Origin of the sequence: Streptomyces sp. NPDC053076 (assembly GCF_044546845.1) — a bacterium.
GTDB lineage: Bacteria > Actinomycetota > Actinomycetes > Streptomycetales > Streptomycetaceae > Streptomyces.
Map to the genome: position 1 here is coordinate 121,241 of NZ_JBITZL010000002.1, position 17,424 is coordinate 138,664.

General features: G+C 69.7%; 20 protein-coding genes. 14 read left to right on the top strand and 6 right to left on the bottom strand.

The genetic code is table 11. The features are described from left to right. Nucleotides 1-14 precede the first annotated feature (14 nt). Nucleotides 15-251 (bottom strand): hypothetical protein, encoded by a 237-nt coding sequence (locus tag ACIGYR_RS07810; RefSeq protein WP_399596384.1) that lies wholly within the window; start codon nucleotides 249-251, stop codon nucleotides 15-17. 363 nt (nucleotides 252-614) lie between these two features. On the opposite strand from ACIGYR_RS07810, the gene ACIGYR_RS07815 reads away from it, so the two are divergent. Both ACIGYR_RS07815 and ACIGYR_RS07820 read left to right on the top strand, forming a co-directional pair. Beyond that, complete coding sequence (locus tag ACIGYR_RS07815) at nucleotides 615-2,972, top strand: immune inhibitor A domain-containing protein (protein WP_399596383.1); 2,358 nt, start codon at nucleotides 615-617, stop codon at nucleotides 2,970-2,972. Between the two features lie 121 nt (nucleotides 2,973-3,093). Then, on the top strand, nucleotides 3,094-3,420 hold the full coding sequence (locus ACIGYR_RS07820; RefSeq protein ID WP_399596381.1) for a hypothetical protein: 327 nt from the start codon (nucleotides 3,094-3,096) through the stop codon (nucleotides 3,418-3,420). A gap of 132 nt (nucleotides 3,421-3,552) precedes the next feature. On the opposite strand, the gene ACIGYR_RS07825 is transcribed toward ACIGYR_RS07820, so the two are convergent. Together ACIGYR_RS07825 and ACIGYR_RS07830 are read right to left on the bottom strand one after the other, a co-directional pair. Continuing rightward, nucleotides 3,553-4,146 (bottom strand): nicotinamidase, encoded by a 594-nt coding sequence (locus ACIGYR_RS07825; RefSeq protein WP_391845090.1) that lies wholly within the window; start codon nucleotides 4,144-4,146, stop codon nucleotides 3,553-3,555. 96 nt (nucleotides 4,147-4,242) lie between these two features. After that, complete coding sequence (locus tag ACIGYR_RS07830; RefSeq protein ID WP_391845092.1) at nucleotides 4,243-5,589, bottom strand: nicotinate phosphoribosyltransferase; 1,347 nt, start codon at nucleotides 5,587-5,589, stop codon at nucleotides 4,243-4,245. 64 nt (nucleotides 5,590-5,653) lie between these two features. Here ACIGYR_RS07830 and clpS point away from each other — a divergent pair, with 64 nt between their 5' ends. The 8 genes from clpS to ACIGYR_RS07870 all read left to right on the top strand — a co-directional run bounded on the left by clpS (nucleotide 5,654) and on the right by ACIGYR_RS07870 (nucleotide 11,181). Beyond that, a complete protein-coding gene (clpS, locus tag ACIGYR_RS07835) occupies nucleotides 5,654-5,962 on the top strand; it encodes an ATP-dependent Clp protease adapter ClpS (protein WP_189294522.1) in 309 nt (102 codons plus the stop codon). 12 nt (nucleotides 5,963-5,974) lie between these two features. Next, nucleotides 5,975-6,580, top strand: a complete 606-nt coding sequence (locus ACIGYR_RS07840; RefSeq protein WP_391845094.1) for a DUF2017 domain-containing protein — start codon at nucleotides 5,975-5,977, stop codon at nucleotides 6,578-6,580. Between the two features lie 330 nt (nucleotides 6,581-6,910). Then, entirely contained in the window at nucleotides 6,911-8,347 is a 1,437-nt protein-coding gene (locus ACIGYR_RS07845; RefSeq protein WP_399596379.1) for an amino acid permease, read from the top strand. 185 nt (nucleotides 8,348-8,532) lie between these two features. Continuing rightward, a complete protein-coding gene (locus ACIGYR_RS07850; RefSeq protein WP_391845098.1) occupies nucleotides 8,533-8,955 on the top strand; it encodes a Mov34/MPN/PAD-1 family protein in 423 nt (140 codons plus the stop codon). Nucleotides 8,956-9,057: 102 nt separating this feature from the next. Then, a complete protein-coding gene (locus ACIGYR_RS07855; RefSeq protein ID WP_345942776.1) occupies nucleotides 9,058-9,153 on the top strand; it encodes a putative leader peptide in 96 nt (31 codons plus the stop codon). A 113-nt stretch (nucleotides 9,154-9,266) separates the two neighbouring features. After that, complete coding sequence (locus tag ACIGYR_RS07860) at nucleotides 9,267-9,545, top strand: MoaD/ThiS family protein (RefSeq protein ID WP_391845100.1); 279 nt, start codon at nucleotides 9,267-9,269, stop codon at nucleotides 9,543-9,545. 17 nt (nucleotides 9,546-9,562) lie between these two features. Beyond that, complete coding sequence (locus ACIGYR_RS07865; RefSeq protein WP_391845102.1) at nucleotides 9,563-10,513, top strand: PLP-dependent cysteine synthase family protein; 951 nt, start codon at nucleotides 9,563-9,565, stop codon at nucleotides 10,511-10,513. Nucleotides 10,514-10,734: 221 nt separating this feature from the next. Next, entirely contained in the window at nucleotides 10,735-11,181 is a 447-nt protein-coding gene (locus ACIGYR_RS07870; RefSeq protein WP_391845104.1) for a hypothetical protein, read from the top strand. Nucleotides 11,182-11,340: 159 nt separating this feature from the next. Here ACIGYR_RS07870 and ACIGYR_RS07875 read toward each other — a convergent pair whose 3' ends face one another. Further along, a complete protein-coding gene (locus ACIGYR_RS07875; RefSeq protein WP_399596375.1) occupies nucleotides 11,341-11,799 on the bottom strand; it encodes a type II toxin-antitoxin system PemK/MazF family toxin in 459 nt (152 codons plus the stop codon). 237 nt (nucleotides 11,800-12,036) lie between these two features. Here ACIGYR_RS07875 and ACIGYR_RS07880 point away from each other — a divergent pair, with 237 nt between their 5' ends. Beyond that, nucleotides 12,037-12,789, top strand: a complete 753-nt coding sequence (locus ACIGYR_RS07880) for an MBL fold metallo-hydrolase (RefSeq protein WP_399596373.1) — start codon at nucleotides 12,037-12,039, stop codon at nucleotides 12,787-12,789. 74 nt (nucleotides 12,790-12,863) lie between these two features. On the opposite strand, the gene ACIGYR_RS07885 is transcribed toward ACIGYR_RS07880, so the two are convergent. Further along, a complete protein-coding gene (locus ACIGYR_RS07885; RefSeq protein ID WP_391845110.1) occupies nucleotides 12,864-14,126 on the bottom strand; it encodes a PTS transporter subunit EIIC in 1,263 nt (420 codons plus the stop codon). A 181-nt stretch (nucleotides 14,127-14,307) separates the two neighbouring features. Continuing rightward, nucleotides 14,308-15,618, bottom strand: a complete 1,311-nt coding sequence (locus ACIGYR_RS07890) for a PTS transporter subunit EIIC (protein ID WP_399596371.1) — start codon at nucleotides 15,616-15,618, stop codon at nucleotides 14,308-14,310. Nucleotides 15,619-15,805: 187 nt separating this feature from the next. Between ACIGYR_RS07890 and ACIGYR_RS07895 the strand changes: the two genes are divergently transcribed. The 3 genes from ACIGYR_RS07895 to ACIGYR_RS07905 all read left to right on the top strand — a co-directional run bounded on the left by ACIGYR_RS07895 (nucleotide 15,806) and on the right by ACIGYR_RS07905 (nucleotide 17,371). Further along, complete coding sequence (locus ACIGYR_RS07895) at nucleotides 15,806-16,039, top strand: glucose PTS transporter subunit EIIB (protein ID WP_391845114.1); 234 nt, start codon at nucleotides 15,806-15,808, stop codon at nucleotides 16,037-16,039. Nucleotides 16,040-16,115: 76 nt separating this feature from the next. After that, a complete protein-coding gene (rph, locus tag ACIGYR_RS07900; RefSeq protein WP_391845116.1) occupies nucleotides 16,116-16,850 on the top strand; it encodes a ribonuclease PH in 735 nt (244 codons plus the stop codon). Between the two features lie 113 nt (nucleotides 16,851-16,963). Continuing rightward, on the top strand, nucleotides 16,964-17,371 hold the full coding sequence (locus tag ACIGYR_RS07905; RefSeq protein ID WP_399596370.1) for a hypothetical protein: 408 nt from the start codon (nucleotides 16,964-16,966) through the stop codon (nucleotides 17,369-17,371). Nucleotides 17,372-17,424 lie beyond the last annotated feature (53 nt).

A 17,424-nucleotide genomic window follows, 5' to 3' on the forward strand; every position in this document is an offset into this window, starting at 1 on the left:
GGCGTGTCACTCGGTCACAGGGAGGTGGGTACGCGCTCCTCGTCCGGCACGGGCTCGGCGGACGCCTGCGCCGCGTGCGCCCCGGGAACGGGGACCGTCCACGCGACCAGCAGGCCCAACGCGAGTGCGGCGAGGGCGATGACGACGATCCCGACGCCCGAACTCGTCTCGGACAGCAGCAGCATGGCGAGCGTCGAGAAGATCACGGTGCAGGAACCGTAGGCGAGCTGTGCAGCGGTCGGACGAGGCATGGCAATCGTGTCCTCGGCAGTCTTCGGGATTCGGGGTGCCGTTCGACTCTCTTGGCCTGCATGCCCGAGCTGGACGCCTGGTAAGCATGACCTAACCCACGGTACCGGTGCACGGGGGGCGCATGGAGTCACCCCTCCCCCCCGAACGGACGGCTTCTGCGCCTGTCACCAAGTCGACACGTGTCCGCAAAGCGAACGCCACCTCCGCATAGTGCACTTGTCCTGCTCAAGTCAAGGTCTGTCTTTTCCGCTAAACCTCTAGTCAAATGTCGTCACTTGATACACGCGTTGATCGTGCGCGCACGGATTCCTCCATGACCCGGAACCCCCTGTCCGTGTGCGCGGCGCGGGGGAGGAACTCAAGTGACCAGCAGATCCTGGACGTTCAGAGCTGCCGCCATCGGCGTGACGCTCGCGGCGGCCTCCGCCACGTTCGCCACCTTCGCCGTCGCGGAGGCGAGCACCCCGGCCGGGTCCGCCGCCGCCAACCGGCACGACCCGGCTCCGGTGAAGCAGCAGAAGCACGACCTCGACGGTCCGCTGAGCAAGACTCAGGACGCCCAGCGCGAGGAGGCCCTGAAGCAGCTCATATCGGGCAAGGCCAAGGCGGAGGAGCGCAACGGCTCCAAGGTCGTCAAGCTCGCGAGCCGCAAGGGCCAGAGCAAGTTCGTCGAGCTGGGCCGCGAGAAGACCGACAAGATCTTCACGATCCTGGTGGAGTTCGGGAACCAGACCGATCCCAAGTACGGCGGTACCGCGGGCCCGCTGCACAACAAGATCGCCGCGCCGGACCGCAAGAAGGACAACTCCACGGCCTGGCAGAAGGACTACAACAAGAAGCACTACCAGGACCTCTACTTCGGCACCGGCAAGAACACCGAGTCGCTGAAGAAGTACTACGAGAAGCAGTCCTCGGGCCGCTACTCGGTCGCCGGTGAGGTCACGGACTGGGTCAAGGTCCCCTACAACGAGGCGCGTTACGGCAACAACGCCTGCGGCCAGACCAACTGCCCGAGCGTGTGGAACGTCGTCAGCGACGGCCTGAACGCCTGGGTGGCCCAGCAGAAGAAGGCCGGCCGCACCGACGCCGACATCAAGAAGGACCTCGCCAAGTACGACCAGTGGGACCGCTACGACTTCGACGGCGACGGCAACTTCAACGAGCCGGACGGCTACGTCGACCACTTCCAGATCGTGCACGCCGGTGAGGACGAGTCCGCCGGCGGCGGCGCCGAGGGCACGAACGCGATCTGGGCCCACCGCTGGTACGCCTTCGGCACCGACGCCGGCGCCACCGGCCCGTCGAGCAACAAGCTCGGCGGCGCGCAGGTCGGCGACACCGGCATCTGGGTCGGCGACTACACCATCCAGCCGGAGAACGGCGGCCTGGGCGTCTTCGCCCACGAGTACGGCCACGACCTCGGCCTGCCGGACGAGTACGACACCGCCGGCGGCGACAACTCCACCGGTTTCTGGACCCTGATGTCCTCGGGCTCCTGGCTCGGCACGGGCAAGGAGTCCATCGGCGACCTGCCCGGCGACATGAACGCCTGGGACAAGCTCCAGCTGGGCTGGCTGAACTTCGACACCGCCACGGCCGGCAAGCAGTCCACCCACAAGCTGGGCCTCGCCGAGTACAACACCTGGGACAAGCAGGCCCTCGTGGTCAACCTGCCCGACAAGGCGGTCACCACCACGATCACCCAGCCCGCCGAGGGTTCGACCCAGTGGTGGAGCGGCAGCGGCAACGACCTGAAGAACACGCTGACCCGTTCGGTCGACCTGACCGGCAAGACCTCGGCGAGCCTCACCCTGGACGGCTGGTGGGCCACCGAGGACGGCTACGACTACGTCTACACCGAGGTGTCGACCGACGGCGGCGCCAACTGGACCGCGCTGGACGGCACGGCGGACGGCCAGGCCCTCCCGCGTGACGCCAGCGGCAAGCCGGCGCTGAGCGGCTTCTCGCAGACGCACAAGAAGCTGGCGTTCCCGCTCGACGCCTACGCGGGCAAGAAGATCGACCTGCGCTTCCGCTACGCCACCGACGGCGGTGTCGCGGAGAACGGCTTCACGGCGGACCAGATCGCCGTGACCGCCGACGGCACGCCGCTGTTCTCGGACAACGCCGAGACGCAGGACACCGCTTGGACCGCGGCCGGCTTCTCGCGCATCGGCGCGTCCTTCACCAAGGACTACAAGCAGTACTACATCGCCGAGAACCGGCAGTACGCGTCGTACGACAAGACGCTGAAGACCGGCCCGTACAACTTCGGTTCGGCCAAGCGCCCCGACTGGGTGGAGCACTACCCGTACCAGAACGGCCTGCTGATCTGGAAGTGGGACACCTCCCAGGCGGACAACAACACCAACGCCACCAACGGCCACCCGGGTACCGGTCTGATCCTGCCGATCGACTCGCACCCGAAGGCGCTGAAGTGGTCCGACGGCACGCTGCTGCGCAACCGCATCCAGGCGTACGACTCCCCCTTCAGCCTCTACGGCACGGACGGCATCACGCTGCACAAGGCCGACGTCGCGCTGAAGATCAAGGCGTCGAAGGGTGTCTCGGTCTTCAACGACCACGCCAGCGCCTACTACGACGCGTCGAACCCGACGGGCGGGGTCAAGGTCACTGACACCAACACCAAGATCTCGATCGTCAAGGAGGCCAAGGACGGCTCCACGATCCAGCTCAAGGTCGGCCCCGCGGTGAAGTAGTCAACAAACCCGCAGGTCAGTGGCATATCGGCGGCAACCCCTTGGCGGGTTGCCGCCGATCGTGTTTAGGTGCGTCCTGTGGAACGCTTATTGACACCGACCGGAACGGGGATGTGACCGCATGGCCGCAGGAGGCTTCTGCAAGCTGCCGAACGGCACGGTCGTGGTGGCGCTCAACCTGCCCTACGACCCCGCCGGAGTGCGGGTACTGGTGCACGCCCAGAACCGGGCCCGTGCCCTGACCAGGCTCCGCAACCTGGGCCTGCGCGCGATCTACCTCCGGGGGAACGCCGCGCCCCCGACACCGGACGAGATCACGGCGGTGCTGCACCATCCGGACGGTCTGATATGGCGCACGGCGCCGGCCGACAACGGTGTCATCGTCAACGAGCTGTGGCACCCGATCCGGGCGCTCCTGCGCAGAGTGCCGGTGGTCCCGTCCCCCTGAGCGTGCGGACGCGCGGCCGGGTGCGGTGAGGATCGGGCCGGCGGCCCACGGCGGCGCGCACCGGCTGGCGGCGGCCCACGGCGGCGCGCAGCGGTGGTGCCCGAAGCCGTCGCGGGCCCCCGCCCGACGTCCTTACCTGCTGACCACCGGCTTGCCCGCCAGCTCCACGCCCGCTGCCCTCAGCTCCTCCAGCGCGCGTTCCGTGGTCTCCGGGGCGACCCCGGCCGTCAGGTCCAGGAGCACCTGGGTGCGGAAACCCTCCCTGGCCGCGTCCAGGGCGGTGGCCCGTACGCAGTGGTCCGTGGCGAGGCCGACGACGTCCACCTCGGTGATCTCCCGTGCCCGGAGCCAGTCGGCCAGCGGGGCACCGTTCTCGTCGGTGCCCTCGAAGCCGCTGTAGGCCGCCGAGTACGCCCCCTTGTCGAACACGGCGTCGACCGCGCCGGAGGCGACGGCGGGGGCGAAGTTCGGATGGAAGCCCACGCCCTCCGTGCCCGCGACACAGTGCGCGGGCCAGGAACGGACGTAGTCGGGGTTGTCCGCGAAGTGGCCGCCGGGTGCGATGTGGTGGTCGCGGGTGGCCACCACGTGCCGGTACCCGGTGCCCGCCGCCTGTCCGATCAGTTCGGTGATGGCGGCGGCCACGTCCGCCCCGCCGGCCACCGCGAGGCTGCCCCCCTCGCAGAAGTCGTTCTGCACGTCTACGACGATCAAGGCGCGGCGCATGCTGGGTGTCCTTCGACTAAGAGTGAAGTAACTGAGCCTAGAGACTTCCGGGCCCGTGCGGGAGGGGGCGTTGAAGGGGCGGACGGCGGTCCCGCTTTAGCTACCCGAGCGCCCGTGGACGTACTCCGTCGGAATGACGGGTTCCCCCCTGGAGAGCTGGATGGCGGAGAGCGGCAGATTCGCGCGGGCCGCGATGTGCCGGTTCCGGGGCACGTCCAGCGGCTCGCGGGCGACCACCTCGCCGCCCTCGACCAGCCGTACCAGCAGCTGCCGGTCCGCCAGCTCGGCCGGAACCGGCCCCGTGCCGACGACCTCGGCCTCCGCGACGCCGTCCGCGTCCGGCCGGCGCGCGGCCCACTTGCGCCCGCCGACGGAGGTCTTGCCGCCGCTGGACTTCTTCGCGACGGGGACCAGCGGCGCCTTCGGGTCGGCCGTCTCGGCGCGGGCGACCAGCTTGTAGACCATGGAGGCCGTCGGGTGCCCGGAGCCGGTCACCAGCTGGGTGCCGACGCCGTACGCGTCCACGGGGGCCGCGGCCAGCGAGGCGATGGCGTACTCGTCCAGGTCCGAGGTGACGATGATCTTGGTGTTGGTGGCGCCCAGCTCGTCCAGCTGCTGGCGCACCCGGTGGGCCACCAGCAACAGGTCACCGGAGTCGATGCGGACCGCGCCCAGCTCGGGGCCGGCCACGTCCACCGCCGTACGGACGGCCTCCGTGACGTCGTAGGTGTCGACCAGGAGGGTCGTGCCCCGGCCGAGGGTGTCCACCTGGGCCTGGAAGGCGTCCCGCTCGCGGTCGTGGAGCAGGGTGAAGGCGTGGGCCGAGGTGCCGACGGTCGGGATGCCGTAGCGGAAACCGGCGGCCAGGTCGGAGGTGGTCGTGAAGCCGCCGACGTAGGCGGCGCGGGCGGCGGCCACGGCGGCCAGCTCGTGGGTGCGCCGGGCGCCCATCTCGATCAGCGGGCGCTCCCCGGCCGCGGAGGCCATCCGGGAGGCGGCGGCGGCGATCGCCGAATCGTGGTTGAGGATCGAGAGGATCACCGTCTCCAGGAGCACGCACTCCGCGAAGGAGCCCTCGACGCGCATGATCGGCGAGCCGGGGAAGTACACCTCGCCCTCGGGGTAGCCCCAGACGTCCCCGCTGAACCGGTAGTCGGCGAGCCACTTCAGGGTCCGCTCGTCGACGATCTTCCGTTCGCCCAGGAAGCCGAGCACGCCCGGGTCGAAACGGAAGTTCTCGACGGCGTCCAGGACGCGCCCGGTGCCGGCCACCACGCCGTAGCGGCGGCCGTCCGGCAGCCGCCGGGTGAAGACCTCGAACACGCTCCGCCGCTCGGCCGTTCCGGCCTGCAGAGCGGCCTGCAGCATCGTCAGCTCGTACTGGTCCGTGAAGAGCGCCGTCGACGGAACATCCACCGGCAGCCCAAGGTCCGCTGTGTTCATGACGAGTAGCGTAGCGCCTTTTCGTCGGTGTGACGATTTGTAGTGATCGTGGCAGCATGGCTGTGTGACGTCACCCGCGCCCGTAGAGATCGAACGCACCGAGTCGGCGGAGGAGGTCTTCGCCGTACCCGAGCCCGACGTCCCCTGGGTCACGATCGTGCACAACGACCCGGTCAACCTCATGAGCTATGTGACGTACGTCTTCCAGACGTACTTCGGCTATTCCAAGGACAAGGCCACCAAGCTCATGCTCGACGTCCACCACAAGGGCCGGGCGGTCGTCTCCAGCGGGAGCCGCGAGGAGATGGAACGCGACGTGCAGGCGATGCACGGATACGGACTGTGGGCCACCCTCCAGCAGGACCGGAAGTAGCGACCGACTCCCATGCCCGGACACTTCGAACCGCTCCCCGGCGGCGGCGCGGCCGTCGCGCTCGACGACGTCGAGATCTCCATCATCCGGTCGCTGGCCGTGCAGCTTTTGGAGCTGATCGGCCCGGGTCCCGGCGCCGACGCCCCGGCCGACCCGCTCGCCGAGCTGTTCGCCGAGGGCCCGAGCGAGCCGCCGGCCGACCCGGTCCTGCGCAGGCTCTTCCCGGACGCCTACGTCGACCCGGAGCAGGACCCGGGCTCGGCGGCCGCGGCGGAGGAGCGGCGGGAGCACTCCGCCGAGTTCCGCCGCTACACCGAGAACGATCTGCGCGCCGGCAAGCGGGAGAACGCGCTCGGGGTGATCCGCAGCCTGGACGCGCTCGCCCCGGTCGACGAGGGCGGGGCGGTGCTGAAGCTGTCCCCGGAGGAGTCCCGGCAGTGGCTCGGGGCCCTCAACGACCTCCGGCTGGCGATCGGCGCCCGGCTGGAGATCACCGACGAGGACGACACCGATCTGCTCTACCGGCTCCCGGAGGAGGACCCGCGCAAGCCGATGGTGCTGGCCTATCTCTGGCTCGGCGGCCTCCAGGAGACCCTGGTGACGACCCTTATGTCGTGATCCGTACGCCTATCGCCGCCGACTGGTGTTCGCTCAGAGGACGCTCAAATCCGGATAACGATCCCGTCACCTTTGTGGCCTGTTTTAGCGCATTTGAGCGTTCTTTGTCCGCTTTTCCCTGTGTGATGCGTCACATCGCTCCGGTGTGATCAGTATTGCGGCCGTGATAAATCTTCACGACCGCCCGGCCAACACCATCCATGTTCGGCCGGGTGCGCCACCGAGCCGACGACCGTCGGCCAGGCAACAGCTCCATCAATCCGGGGGGATCGAGACCCGATCCGAGGCCGACGAAAGGCCCGGGTCGGCATGGAGAAAGGCGCACCACACATGACCTCAGCGCAGGTCGACCAGCATCGCGACGGCAATGAGGCCGTGCGGGCCGAGGGCAGCGAGGGCGGCGAGGGGTATCAGCGCGGGCTCGGGGCCCGGCAGATCCAGATGATCGCCATCGGCGGCGCCATCGGCACCGGCCTCTTCCTCGGCGCGGGCAAGGGCATTTCCAAGGCCGGCCCCAGCCTGATCCTGGCGTACGCCATCGCGGGCCTCGTCATCTTCTTCATCATGCGGGCACTCGGCGAGCTGCTGATGTACCGCCCGGTGTCGGGCTCCTTCTCGGAGTACGCGCGCGAGTTCATCGGCCCGTTCGCGGGGTTCGTGACCGGGTGGACGTACTGGCTGTTCTGGGTGGTCACCGGCATCACCGAGGTCACCGCGGCAGCCGCCTACATGACGTACTGGTGGAACATCCCGCAATGGGTGTCGGCCCTGATCTTCACGGTCGTCCTCTACGGCGCCAACCTGATCTCCGTGAAGCTCTTCGGTGAGCTGGAGTTCTGGTTCTCCATGGTCAAGGTCACCGCCATCATCGGCATGATCCTGATCTGCGCCGGCATCCTGACCGTCGGCTTCTCCGACGCCGGTGACACCGCCTCCGTGAGCCACCTGTGGAGCGACGGCGGCTTCTTCCCGCACGGTGTCGGCAACACGCTGATGACGCTCCAGATGGTCATGTTCGCCTTCCTCGCCGTCGAGCTGGTCGGTGTGACCGCGGGCGAGTCCAAGGACCCCAAGACCGTGCTGCCCAAGGCGATCAACACCGTGCCGTGGCGCATCGCCGTCTTCTACGTCGGCGCGCTGATCATGATCCTGTCGGTCGTGCCGTGGACGAACTTCCACGCGGGTGCGAGCCCCTTCGTGGTCGCCTTCGAGAAGATGGGCCTGCCCGCGGGCGCCGGCATCGTCAACTTCGTCGTGCTCACCGCCGCGCTGTCGTCCTGCAACTCCGGCATGTACTCCACCGGCCGCATGCTGCGCGACCTCGCGCTCAACAGCCAGGGCCCGAAGGTCTTCACCAAGCTGACGCGCAGCGGTACCCCGCTCGTCGGCACGTCGTTCTCCGCCGCGCTGATGCTGGTCGGCGTCTGGATCAACTACCAGTGGCCGGGCAAGGCGTTCGACTACGTGGTGTCCTTCGCGACCATCTCCGGCATGTGGGCGTGGATCGTCATCCTGGTCTGCCAGATCCGCTACCGCGCCAAGTCCGACCGCGGCGAACTGTCCCGCTCGGAGTTCCGCGCCCCGGGCGCCCCGTGGACCAGCTGGTTCGCGCTCGCCTTCATCGGCATGGTGATCGTGATGATGGGCATCGACAAGGACGCCCGGGTCTCGCTGTACTGCGCGCCGCTGTGGGGCCTGATCCTCGCCGTGGCCTACCTGGTGCTCAAGCGGCGCAACCCGGAGGCCGCCGCCTTCCGCAAGCGCTGACACGACGGCCGTACGGACGCGGGGACGCGACAGCCGTACGGCTCGGCAGGACTCCCTCCCCAGGACGTCCGGCCGCCGGGAGCACTCGTGGCGCCCCCGGCGGCCGCCGCTCAGGACGTCCACCATGCGGGCCGTCCCGTACCGACCCTCGGTACGGGACGGCCCGCCTGCTTATCCTGGCCCCCATGCTGACCATCACCCAGGCCCTCGTCGACCAGATCGTCGCCCACGCGCGCAAGGACCACCCCGACGAGGCGTGCGGCGTCGTCGCCGGCCCGGCCGGCTCGGACCGCCCCGAGCGCTTCATCCCGATGCCGAACGCGGCCATGTCGCCCACGTTCTACGAGTTCGACTCGGGCGACCTGCTCAAGCTCTACCGCGAGATGGACGACCGCGACGAGGAGCCCGTGGTCGTCTACCACTCCCACACCGCCACCGAGGCGTACCCGTCGCGCACGGACATCTCGTACGCGAACGAGCCCGGCGCCCACTACGTCCTGGTCTCCACGGCGGACACCGACGGCCTCGGCGCGTTCCAGTTCCGTTCCTTCCGGATCGTGGAAGGCGTGGTCACGGAGGAGGACGTGAAGATCGTGGACGCCTACTGACGAACACGCCGGACACGGCGACGTCTCACGCACCGGACCATTTCCGTCCGTCATGCGGAATCACACTCCGGGAGCGGGACCGGGAATCGATACGATGAGCCCATGGTTCTGAACGACGTGAGCGACAAGGCGCCGGGCACGCTGCTCGTGGCGCGGCTGCACGTCGACCTGTGCAGGCTGAACAGCGCCATCTGTTGACGTTTCCCCGCCGTACGGCCGTGGGCCGCGGCGCTCCCCCCAGTGCCGGATGCCTGGGGGACTCCAGGCACGCACACCGAATCGACGAACCCTTCCGACAGGAGCCCGCAACCATGGCCATCGAGGTCCGCATCCCGACCATCCTCCGCCAGTACACCGACGGCAAGAAGGCGGTGGAGGGCAGCGGGAACACCCTCGCCGAGCTGTTCGCCGACCTCGAGAGCCGGCACGCGGGCGTCCAGGCCCGCATCGTGGACGGTGACCAGCTGCGCCGCTTCGTCAACGTGTATCTCAACGACGAGGACGTCCGCTTCCTGGACGGCATCAACACCAAGCTGTCCGACGGCGACAACGTGACGATCCTGCCGGCCGTGGCCGGCGGCATGCGCTGATCGGCCACTGAGCAGCGATGCGCTACGACTCCCCGCTGGCCGCGGTGGGCAACACCCCTCTGGTGCGCCTGCCGCGGCTGTCGCCGTCCCCGGACGTCCGCATCTGGGCCAAGCTGGAGGACCGCAACCCCACCGGCTCGGTCAAGGACCGTCCCGCCCTGCACATGATCGAGCAGGCGGAGAAGGACGGCCGGCTCACCCCCGGCTGCACGATCCTCGAACCCACCTCCGGCAACACCGGCATCTCCCTCGCCATGGCGGCCAAGCTCAAGGGCTACCGGATGGTGTGCGTGATGCCGGAGAACACCTCCCAGGAGCGCCGGGACCTGCTCGGCATGTGGGGTGCCGAGATCATCTCCTCGCCGGCCGCGGGCGGCTCCAACACCGCCGTGCGGGTGGCCAAGGAGCTGTCCGCCGAGCACCCCGACTGGGTGATGCTCTACCAGTACGGCAATCCGGACAACGCGGGCGCCCACTACGCGACCACCGGCCCGGAGATCCTCGCCGACCTTCCCTCGATCACCCACTTCGTGGCGGGCCTCGGCACCACCGGCACCCTCATGGGTGTCGGCCGCTACCTGCGCGAGCACCGGCCGGGCATCCAGATCGTGGCCGCCGAACCGCGCTACGACGATCTGGTCTACGGCCTGCGGAACCTCGACGAGGGCTTCGTCCCCGAGCTGTACGACGCCTCCGTGCTGACCACCCGCTTCTCGGTCGGCTCGGCCGACGCGGTCACCCGTACCCGCGAACTCCTCCAGCAGGAGGGCATCTTCGCGGGCGTCTCCACCGGCGCGGCCCTGCACGCGGCGATCGGTGTGGGCAGGAAGGCCGTGAAGGCGGGCGAGAGCGCCGACATCGTCTTCATCGTGGCCGACGGCGGCTGGAAGTACCTCTCCACCGGCGTCTACACGGCGGCCACCACCGAGGAGGCCATCGAGACGCTGCAGGGCCAGCTCTGGGCCTAGGGGCGGATCCGGCGAGTGGAGTCCGGTGGGGGAACCGGTGGTGGGCCCGGCGTGAGAACCGGTGGTGGGCCGGGCGTGGGAACCGGTGCTCGGTCCGGCGTGGGGGCCGGTGGTGGGTCCGGCGGCGGGTGCGGTGATGGATCCGTTCGCGGCCGTGGTACGTCACATCCGCACCAGGCTGCCGGGCCGGCCCGGCAGCAGACGGCAGAAAGGCGGACCCCATGCGCCGTACGACGCCCCTCGCCCTCACGGCGGCAGCGCTGCTCCTCGCGGGCTGCGGCTCCCAGGAGGACACCGGGAGCAGCGGCAAGGCGTCGGCGCCGCCGTCCCCCACCCGGTCCGGCGCCGGCTGCACCGCCCACGCGGAACTGAAGGCGGCCGACCACGGCCGTACCGTCTGCGTGACCAAGGGCGGCGAGGTCCGGCTCGCCCTGGACGGCACCAGGGCCCGCCCCTGGAAGCCGGTCAGCGCGAGCGGCACGGGACTGAAGGCCATCAACGCGGGCTTCGTGCTCCAGCCGGGCGACGCCACGGCCGCCTACCAGGCGGTGGCCGCCGGGAGCGTGAAGCTCGCGTCGTCCCGGCCGATGTGCGCCGAGCCCACCGCGCCCGGCCAGATGTCCTGCAAGGGCATCGAGGAATGGACGGTCACCGTCCGGGTGAGCTGAGACGGCCGGTGAGCCGGGGTGGCCGGGGGCTGCGGCGGCTGGTGAGCCGGGGTGGCCGGGGCTGCGGCGGTTGGTTTGCCGGGGTGGCCGGGGGCTGCGGCGGCTGGTGAGCCGGGGTGGCCGGGTGGCTGAGGCGTCCGGGTGAGCGGGGGTGGCCGACTAGCCGGCCAGGTGCCGTACCTGGTCCCACAGGACCGGGTCGACCACGCCCACCCGGCGCCGGAAGCCGTCCACCGGCACCTCGCGCAGCTCGTCGGTCTCCAGGAAGCTGGGCCGCCCCTGGGCGTCGCCGACCGCACCGGGCGGCAACGGGATCACCCCGCTGCGTTCGTCGTGGTACTTGCTGGTGATCTTCGCGACCGTGGCCCGGTCGCCGCGCACCGCCAGCACCAGACAGGGCCGGTCCTTCACCCCGCTCCGGTCCTCGTAGGGGACGTCCGCCCACCAGATGTCCCCGGGGGACGGCCGCTGCGCCTGCGTCCGGCGGGTGGCCGGCCGTCCCGGCGGCCTGAGGCGCCGCCCGGCGGGCCGGCGACTGCGGCCCCAGCCGTCGACGAGCGTGGCGATCAACGCGAGCAGCACCACCGCCGCGAGCGCCAGCCACCATGACGTGTCCATACGACGACGTTACCGGCGCGCACCGAACATCGCGCGCCCTCTTCCTGTCTTTGTGCGCCCCTGGTCCAGCCGAACCGGTGACAGCACAGGTGAGTTCGCCCACAACGGCCCCTGGCGGAGGAGCGACCCGTGCTTTCGCGCCTTAGGCTCGACGGACCGCACGACCCCCGACAGCCCTCAACCCGAGTGGCTCCCCGTCCCGCCCAGCGGCTTCCCGCCAACGGAGGTTTCTGCTTCATGAAGCTCACCGTCGTCGGCTGCTCGGGGTCGTTCCCGTCCGCGGAATCGGCCTGTTCGAGCTACCTCGTCGAGGCCGACGGCTTCCGGCTGCTTCTCGACATGGGCAACGGCGCCCTCGGCGAGTTGCAGCGCCACTGCGGTCTCTACGACCTCGACGCGATCTACCTCAGCCATCTGCACGTGGATCACTGCATCGACATGTGCGCGTACTTCGTGGCGCGCTACTACCGCCATGACGGCGGCCGGTGCGCCACCATCCCGGTCTACGGCCCCGAGGGCACCGAACACCGGCTGACCACGGCCTACGCGGACACCCCCTCCGCCTCCTCCATGAGCGAGGTCTTCGACTTCCACACGGTCAAGCCGTCCACGTTCGAGATCGGCCCGTTCACCGTGCACACCGAGCGGGTCCGGCACCCCGTGGAGGCGTACGGCATCCGCATCGAGCACGGCGGCAGGTCCCTGACGTACTCCGGCGACACGGGCGTCAGCGAGGCCCTGGACGAGCTGGCCCGGGACACCGATCTGTTCCTGTGCGAGGCCGCGTTCACGCACGGCAAGGAGAACATCCCCGATCTGCACCTCAACGGCCGCGAGGCGGGGGAGACGGCGGCCCGCGCGGGCGTGCGCCGCCTGGTCCTCACCCACATCCCGCCGTGGACGGACCCCCAGGTCAGCCTGCGGGACGCCCGCGAGGTGTTCACGGGTCCGGTGGAGCTGGCCGCTCCCGGGCAGACGTACGAGATCTGACCCCACGACGCCACGCACGACGAGGTCCCCGGAGCCGCGGCTCCGGGGACCTCGTCATGCCGTGACGGCCCGCCTCACGCCTTGGTGAGGTCCTCGACCTCTTCCTCGGGTTCGCGGCCCGGGGTCTTCAGGTTGAACCTGATGATGGCGAACCGGAAGGTCGCGTAGTAGATCGCGCCGAAGACCAGACCGATCGGGATGATCATCCAGGGCTTGGTCGCCAGGTGCCAGTTGAGCGCGTAGTCGATCAGACCCGCGGAGAAGTTGAACCCGTCGTGCACGCCCAGGCCCCAGGTGACGGCCATCGACACCGCGGTGAGCACGGCGTGCAGGACGTACAGCAGCGGCGCGACGAACATGAAGGAGAACTCGATCGGCTCGGTGACGCCCGTGACGAACGAGGTCAGCGCGAGGGAGACCATCATGCCGAGCACGGCCTTGCGGCGCTCGGGACGGGCGCAGTGGGCGATGGCGAGCGCGGCGGCCGGCAGGCCGAACATCATGATCGGGAAGAAGCCGGTCTGGAAGAGGCCGGCGGACGGGTCGCCGGCGAGGAACCGGGTGATGTCGCCGTGCACGATCTCACCGGACGAGTTCTTGAAGTCGCCGATCTGGAACCAGGCCACGGTGTTGACGAATTGGTGCATGCCGACCGGGATCAGACCGCGGTTCACCGCGCCGAACAGCGCGGCGCCGCCCGATCCGAGACCGGTCATCCACTCGCCGAAGTGCGCGATGCCCTTGCCGATCGGTTCCCAGACCAGGCCGAAGAAGACGCCCATCAGGAGGCCGACGAAGGCCGTGATGATCGGCACGAGTCGACGGCCGTTGAAGAAGCCCAGCCAGTCGACGAGCTTGGTGCGGTGGAACCGCTGCCACAGCACGGCGGCGAGCAGACCCATGATGATGCCGCCGAGCACACCCGGGTCGTTGTACGTCGCCTCGACGATCTTGCCCTTTTCGATGTGCTGCTCGCTCAGCGGGAAGGCCTGAAGCACCTTGCTGTAGACGAGGAAGCCCACCACCGCGGCGAGCGCCGTGGAACCGTCGGCCTTCTTGGCGAAGCCGATGGCCACGCCTATGCAGAACAGCAGCGGCAGGGATCCGGTCAGCGCGCCGCCGGCGTTGTTGAACACCGCGGCGACCTTGTCCCAGCCCAGGCCGTCCTTGCCGAAGATGTCGTCCTGGCCGAGGCGGACCATGATGCCCGCCGCCGGGAGTACGGCGATCGGGAGCTGTAGGCTGCGGCCGACCTTCTGCAGGCCCTGGAACAGACCTGCTCCCCGCTTCTTGGCCGGCTTCGCCGCCGGGGCCGCCGTCTCGGTGGCGGTGCTCATACTTCCTCCATCGGGCAAGGCGCCGCCCGGGAACCAAGGAAGGGGACGGCAGCGTCTCTGGTCTACACCACCAGTGGTGTAGACCTGTTGTAGCACGATGAAGGCGGGATAAGGAACCCACGAATCCGCTACCGCGGTGCTACGCCTCGTGCTCGCCCGCGGGGGGCACAGGGGCGGTGCGTCACTTCACGTTGTCCCGCTCCATCTCCTCCGCCACCTCCGGCGGTTCCCGCCCCGGCGTCCTCAGGTCGAACCTGGTGATCGCGACGCGGAAGACCACGTAGTACACGGCCGCGAAGCACAGGCCGATCGGGATGATCGCCCAGGGTCGCGTCGCCAGGTTCCAGTTGATGACGTAGTCGATCATGCCCGCGGAGAAGCTGAAGCCGTCGTGCACCCCGAGCGCCCAGGTCACCGCCATCGACACACCGGTGAGCGCGGCGTGGACGGCGTACAGGGCGGGCGCGATGAACAGGAACGAGTACTCCAGCGGTTCGGTGATGCCCGTCACGAACGAGGTCAGCGCGACCGACAGCATCAGACCGCCGACCTCCTTGCGCCGCTCCGGCCGGGCGCAGTGCGTGATGGCCAGCGCGGCGGCCGGCAGCGCGAACATCATGATCGGGAAGAAGCCCGAGGTGAACTGCCCGGCGTGCGGGTCGCCGGCGAGGAACATGTTGATGTCGCCGTGGACGGGCTTGCCGCCCGGTGGTGTGTAGGTGCCGAACTGGAACCAGATGGGCACGTTCAGGAACTGGTGCAGGCCGATGACGAGGAGCGCCCGGTTGGCGACGCCGAAGACGCCGGCACCCCAGGCACCCGCGTCCCGCAGCCAGTGGCTGAAGCTCTCCAGCGCGTCGCCGATCGGTGGCCAGACCCACAGGCACAGTGCCGCGAAGACGATCGCGACGAACGCCATGATGATCGGCACCAGCCGGCGGCCGTTGAAGAAGCCCAGCCAGTCCACCAGCCTGGTGCGGTGGTAGCGGGCCCAGAAGAAGGCGGCCAGCAGCCCCACCACGATGCCGCCGAAGACACCCGGGTTCTGAAAGGCGAAGGGCGTCACCGTGTCCGCGCCCGTGCCGACGACGACCTGGCAGCCGACGTCCTGGACGGACCGCGAACCACCGGGGCAGCGCTCGGGGAACTGGTGCAGGACGGTGTAGTAGACGAGGAAGCCGACCACCGCCGCCAGGGCCGTGGAGCCGTCCGCTTTCTTCGCCATGCCGATCGCGACGCCCACGCAGAACAGCAGGGGCAGGCCGAGGGAGCCGTCGAGCAGGGCGCCGCCCGCACCCTTCATCACCTTCGACACGTCGGTCCAGCCCAGGCCGTCGGCCCCGAACACATCGGGCTGGCCGAGCCGGTTGAGGATGCCCGCCGCCGGCAGTACCGCGATGGGCAGCTGGAGACTCCGGCCCATCTTCTGCAGGCCCTGGAACAGCTGGTTCCAGCGGGCCCGGGCGGGGCTGACCGCGCTCTCGGCACTCATGGGCGTCCTTTCCGGGCCGCCCGACCGGGACGCGGTTTGGCGACCTTCCCCACGGTGGTGTAGACCAGTCGGCGGACGGTTCCGCTGTCGTGGTCGCCATCATTCGGCACGGACGGCATGACCGCTCGCGAAGATGGGCCAACTGTGGGTTACTGCGACAAAGCGGTTCGGAGCAGGGAGAAGGAACATGGCCAGCAAGGCTGAGAAGATCGTCGCCGGGCTCGGTGGCATCGGCAACATCGAGGAGATCGAGGGCTGCATCACCCGGCTCCGCACCGAGGTGTCCGACCCCTCGCTGGTCGACGACGCCGCCCTGAAGGCCGCCGGCGCCCACGGCGTCGTCAAGATGGGCACCGCCATCCAGGTCGTCATCGGCACCGACGCCGACCCGATCGCCGCGGAGATCGAAGACATGATGTGAGCCCTGGGGTTCACCGGAAAGGGGCTCCTCCCGGCGTGGGAGGAGCCCCTTCCGCATGTCCGGCTAGGCTCCTGCCATGTCTCGCATCGACGGCCGTACTCCCGAACAGCTCCGCCCGGTCACCATCCAGCGCGGTTGGAGCAAGCACGCCGAGGGCTCCGTCCTCATCTCCTTCGGCGACACCAAGGTCTTCTGCACCGCCTCCGTCACCGAGGGCGTCCCGCGCTGGCGCAAGGGCAGCGGCGAGGGCTGGGTCACCGCGGAGTACGCCATGCTGCCCCGCGCCACCAACACCCGCGGCGACCGCGAGTCCGTCAAGGGCAAGATCGGCGGCCGGACCCACGAGATCTCCCGCCTCATCGGCCGCTCCCTGCGCGCCGTCATCGACTACAAGGCGCTCGGCGAGAACACCATCGTCCTCGACTGTGACGTCCTCCAGGCCGACGGCGGCACGCGCACGGCGGCGATCACCGGCGCCTACGTGGCACTGGCCGACGCCGTCGCCTGGGCCCAGGGCAAGAAGCTGATCAAGGCCGGGCGGCAGCCGCTCACCGGCACCGTGAGCGCCGTCTCCGTCGGCATCGTCGGCGGCGTCCCGCTGCTCGACCTCTGCTACGAGGAAGACGTGCGCGCCGACACCGACATGAACGTCGTCTGCACCGGCGACGGCCGCTTCGTCGAGGTCCAGGGCACCGCCGAGGCCGAGCCGTTCGCCCGCGACGAACTCAACGCCCTGCTCGACCTCGCCGTCGCCGGCTGCACCGAGCTGGCCGTGATCCAGCAGGCTGCCCTGGCGGCCACGAACGCGTAAAGAATCCCTCAAGGCCCGGGCAACCCGCCGGGCCCTGCCGACGTCCCTCTGGGTACGGGCGCACGGCCCACGCGCGTGCGCCCGGCCAGTCGTCCCAGGGGAGGGAACCCACGATGTCCGCCAGCCGCCGCGCACGCCGGGGCCGGGTCACCGCCATCGCCGCCGCCGTGGCCGCCGCCGTACTCGCCGCCGGCCTGACCACCGGCTGCGACGCCGTGGACAAGGCGCTGGACTGCGTCCAGACCGCCGACACCATCGCCGACAGCGTCACCGACCTCCAGCAGGCCGTGGAGAACGCCGCCAACGATCCCGCCCAGGCCGACGCCTCGCTCGACTCCATCGAGAAGAGTCTGCGCAAGATCGGCGACAAGACGGACGACGCCGACGTCAACAAGGCCGTGGACGAGCTGACCGGGGCCGTCGGCAACGTCCGTACGGCCATCAGGGACGGCGACCGCACGCCGGACGTCAGGCCGGTCACCGCCGCGGCGGGTGAACTGACCAAGGTGTGCACGTCGTAGTAGCCGCCGAGGAAAGATCCGGGGGCGGGCAGCGGGGCGGGGCGGGCAGCGCG

Bases quoted from the DNA above. Each gene is read 5' to 3' on its own strand.
- ACIGYR_RS07880 (WP_399596373.1), top strand. From the start codon at position 12,037: ATGAAGCTCACCGTCGTCGGCTGCTCGGGGTCGTTCCCGTCCGCGGAA.
- ACIGYR_RS07905 (WP_399596370.1), top strand. From the start codon at position 16,964: ATGTCCGCCAGCCGCCGCGCACGCCGGGGCCGGGTCACCGCCATCGCC.
- ACIGYR_RS07840 (WP_391845094.1), top strand. From the start codon at position 5,975: ATGCCCGGACACTTCGAACCGCTCCCCGGCGGCGGCGCGGCCGTCGCG.
- ACIGYR_RS07875 (WP_399596375.1), bottom strand. From the start codon at position 11,799: ATGGACACGTCATGGTGGCTGGCGCTCGCGGCGGTGGTGCTGCTCGCG.
- ACIGYR_RS07885 (WP_391845110.1), bottom strand. From the start codon at position 14,126: ATGAGCACCGCCACCGAGACGGCGGCCCCGGCGGCGAAGCCGGCCAAG.
- ACIGYR_RS07820 (WP_399596381.1), top strand. From the start codon at position 3,094: ATGGCCGCAGGAGGCTTCTGCAAGCTGCCGAACGGCACGGTCGTGGTG.
- ACIGYR_RS07890 (WP_399596371.1), bottom strand. From the start codon at position 15,618: ATGAGTGCCGAGAGCGCGGTCAGCCCCGCCCGGGCCCGCTGGAACCAG.
- ACIGYR_RS07870 (WP_391845104.1), top strand. From the start codon at position 10,735: ATGCGCCGTACGACGCCCCTCGCCCTCACGGCGGCAGCGCTGCTCCTC.
- ACIGYR_RS07865 (WP_391845102.1), top strand. From the start codon at position 9,563: ATGCGCTACGACTCCCCGCTGGCCGCGGTGGGCAACACCCCTCTGGTG.
- ACIGYR_RS07845 (WP_399596379.1), top strand. From the start codon at position 6,911: ATGACCTCAGCGCAGGTCGACCAGCATCGCGACGGCAATGAGGCCGTG.
- ACIGYR_RS07810 (WP_399596384.1), bottom strand. From the start codon at position 251: ATGCCTCGTCCGACCGCTGCACAGCTCGCCTACGGTTCCTGCACCGTG.
- ACIGYR_RS07830 (WP_391845092.1), bottom strand. From the start codon at position 5,589: ATGAACACAGCGGACCTTGGGCTGCCGGTGGATGTTCCGTCGACGGCG.
- ACIGYR_RS07895 (WP_391845114.1), top strand. From the start codon at position 15,806: ATGGCCAGCAAGGCTGAGAAGATCGTCGCCGGGCTCGGTGGCATCGGC.
- ACIGYR_RS07825 (WP_391845090.1), bottom strand. From the start codon at position 4,146: ATGCGCCGCGCCTTGATCGTCGTAGACGTGCAGAACGACTTCTGCGAG.
- ACIGYR_RS07860 (WP_391845100.1), top strand. From the start codon at position 9,267: ATGGCCATCGAGGTCCGCATCCCGACCATCCTCCGCCAGTACACCGAC.
- ACIGYR_RS07855 (WP_345942776.1), top strand. From the start codon at position 9,058: ATGGTTCTGAACGACGTGAGCGACAAGGCGCCGGGCACGCTGCTCGTG.
- ACIGYR_RS07850 (WP_391845098.1), top strand. From the start codon at position 8,533: ATGCTGACCATCACCCAGGCCCTCGTCGACCAGATCGTCGCCCACGCG.
- rph (WP_391845116.1), top strand. From the start codon at position 16,116: ATGTCTCGCATCGACGGCCGTACTCCCGAACAGCTCCGCCCGGTCACC.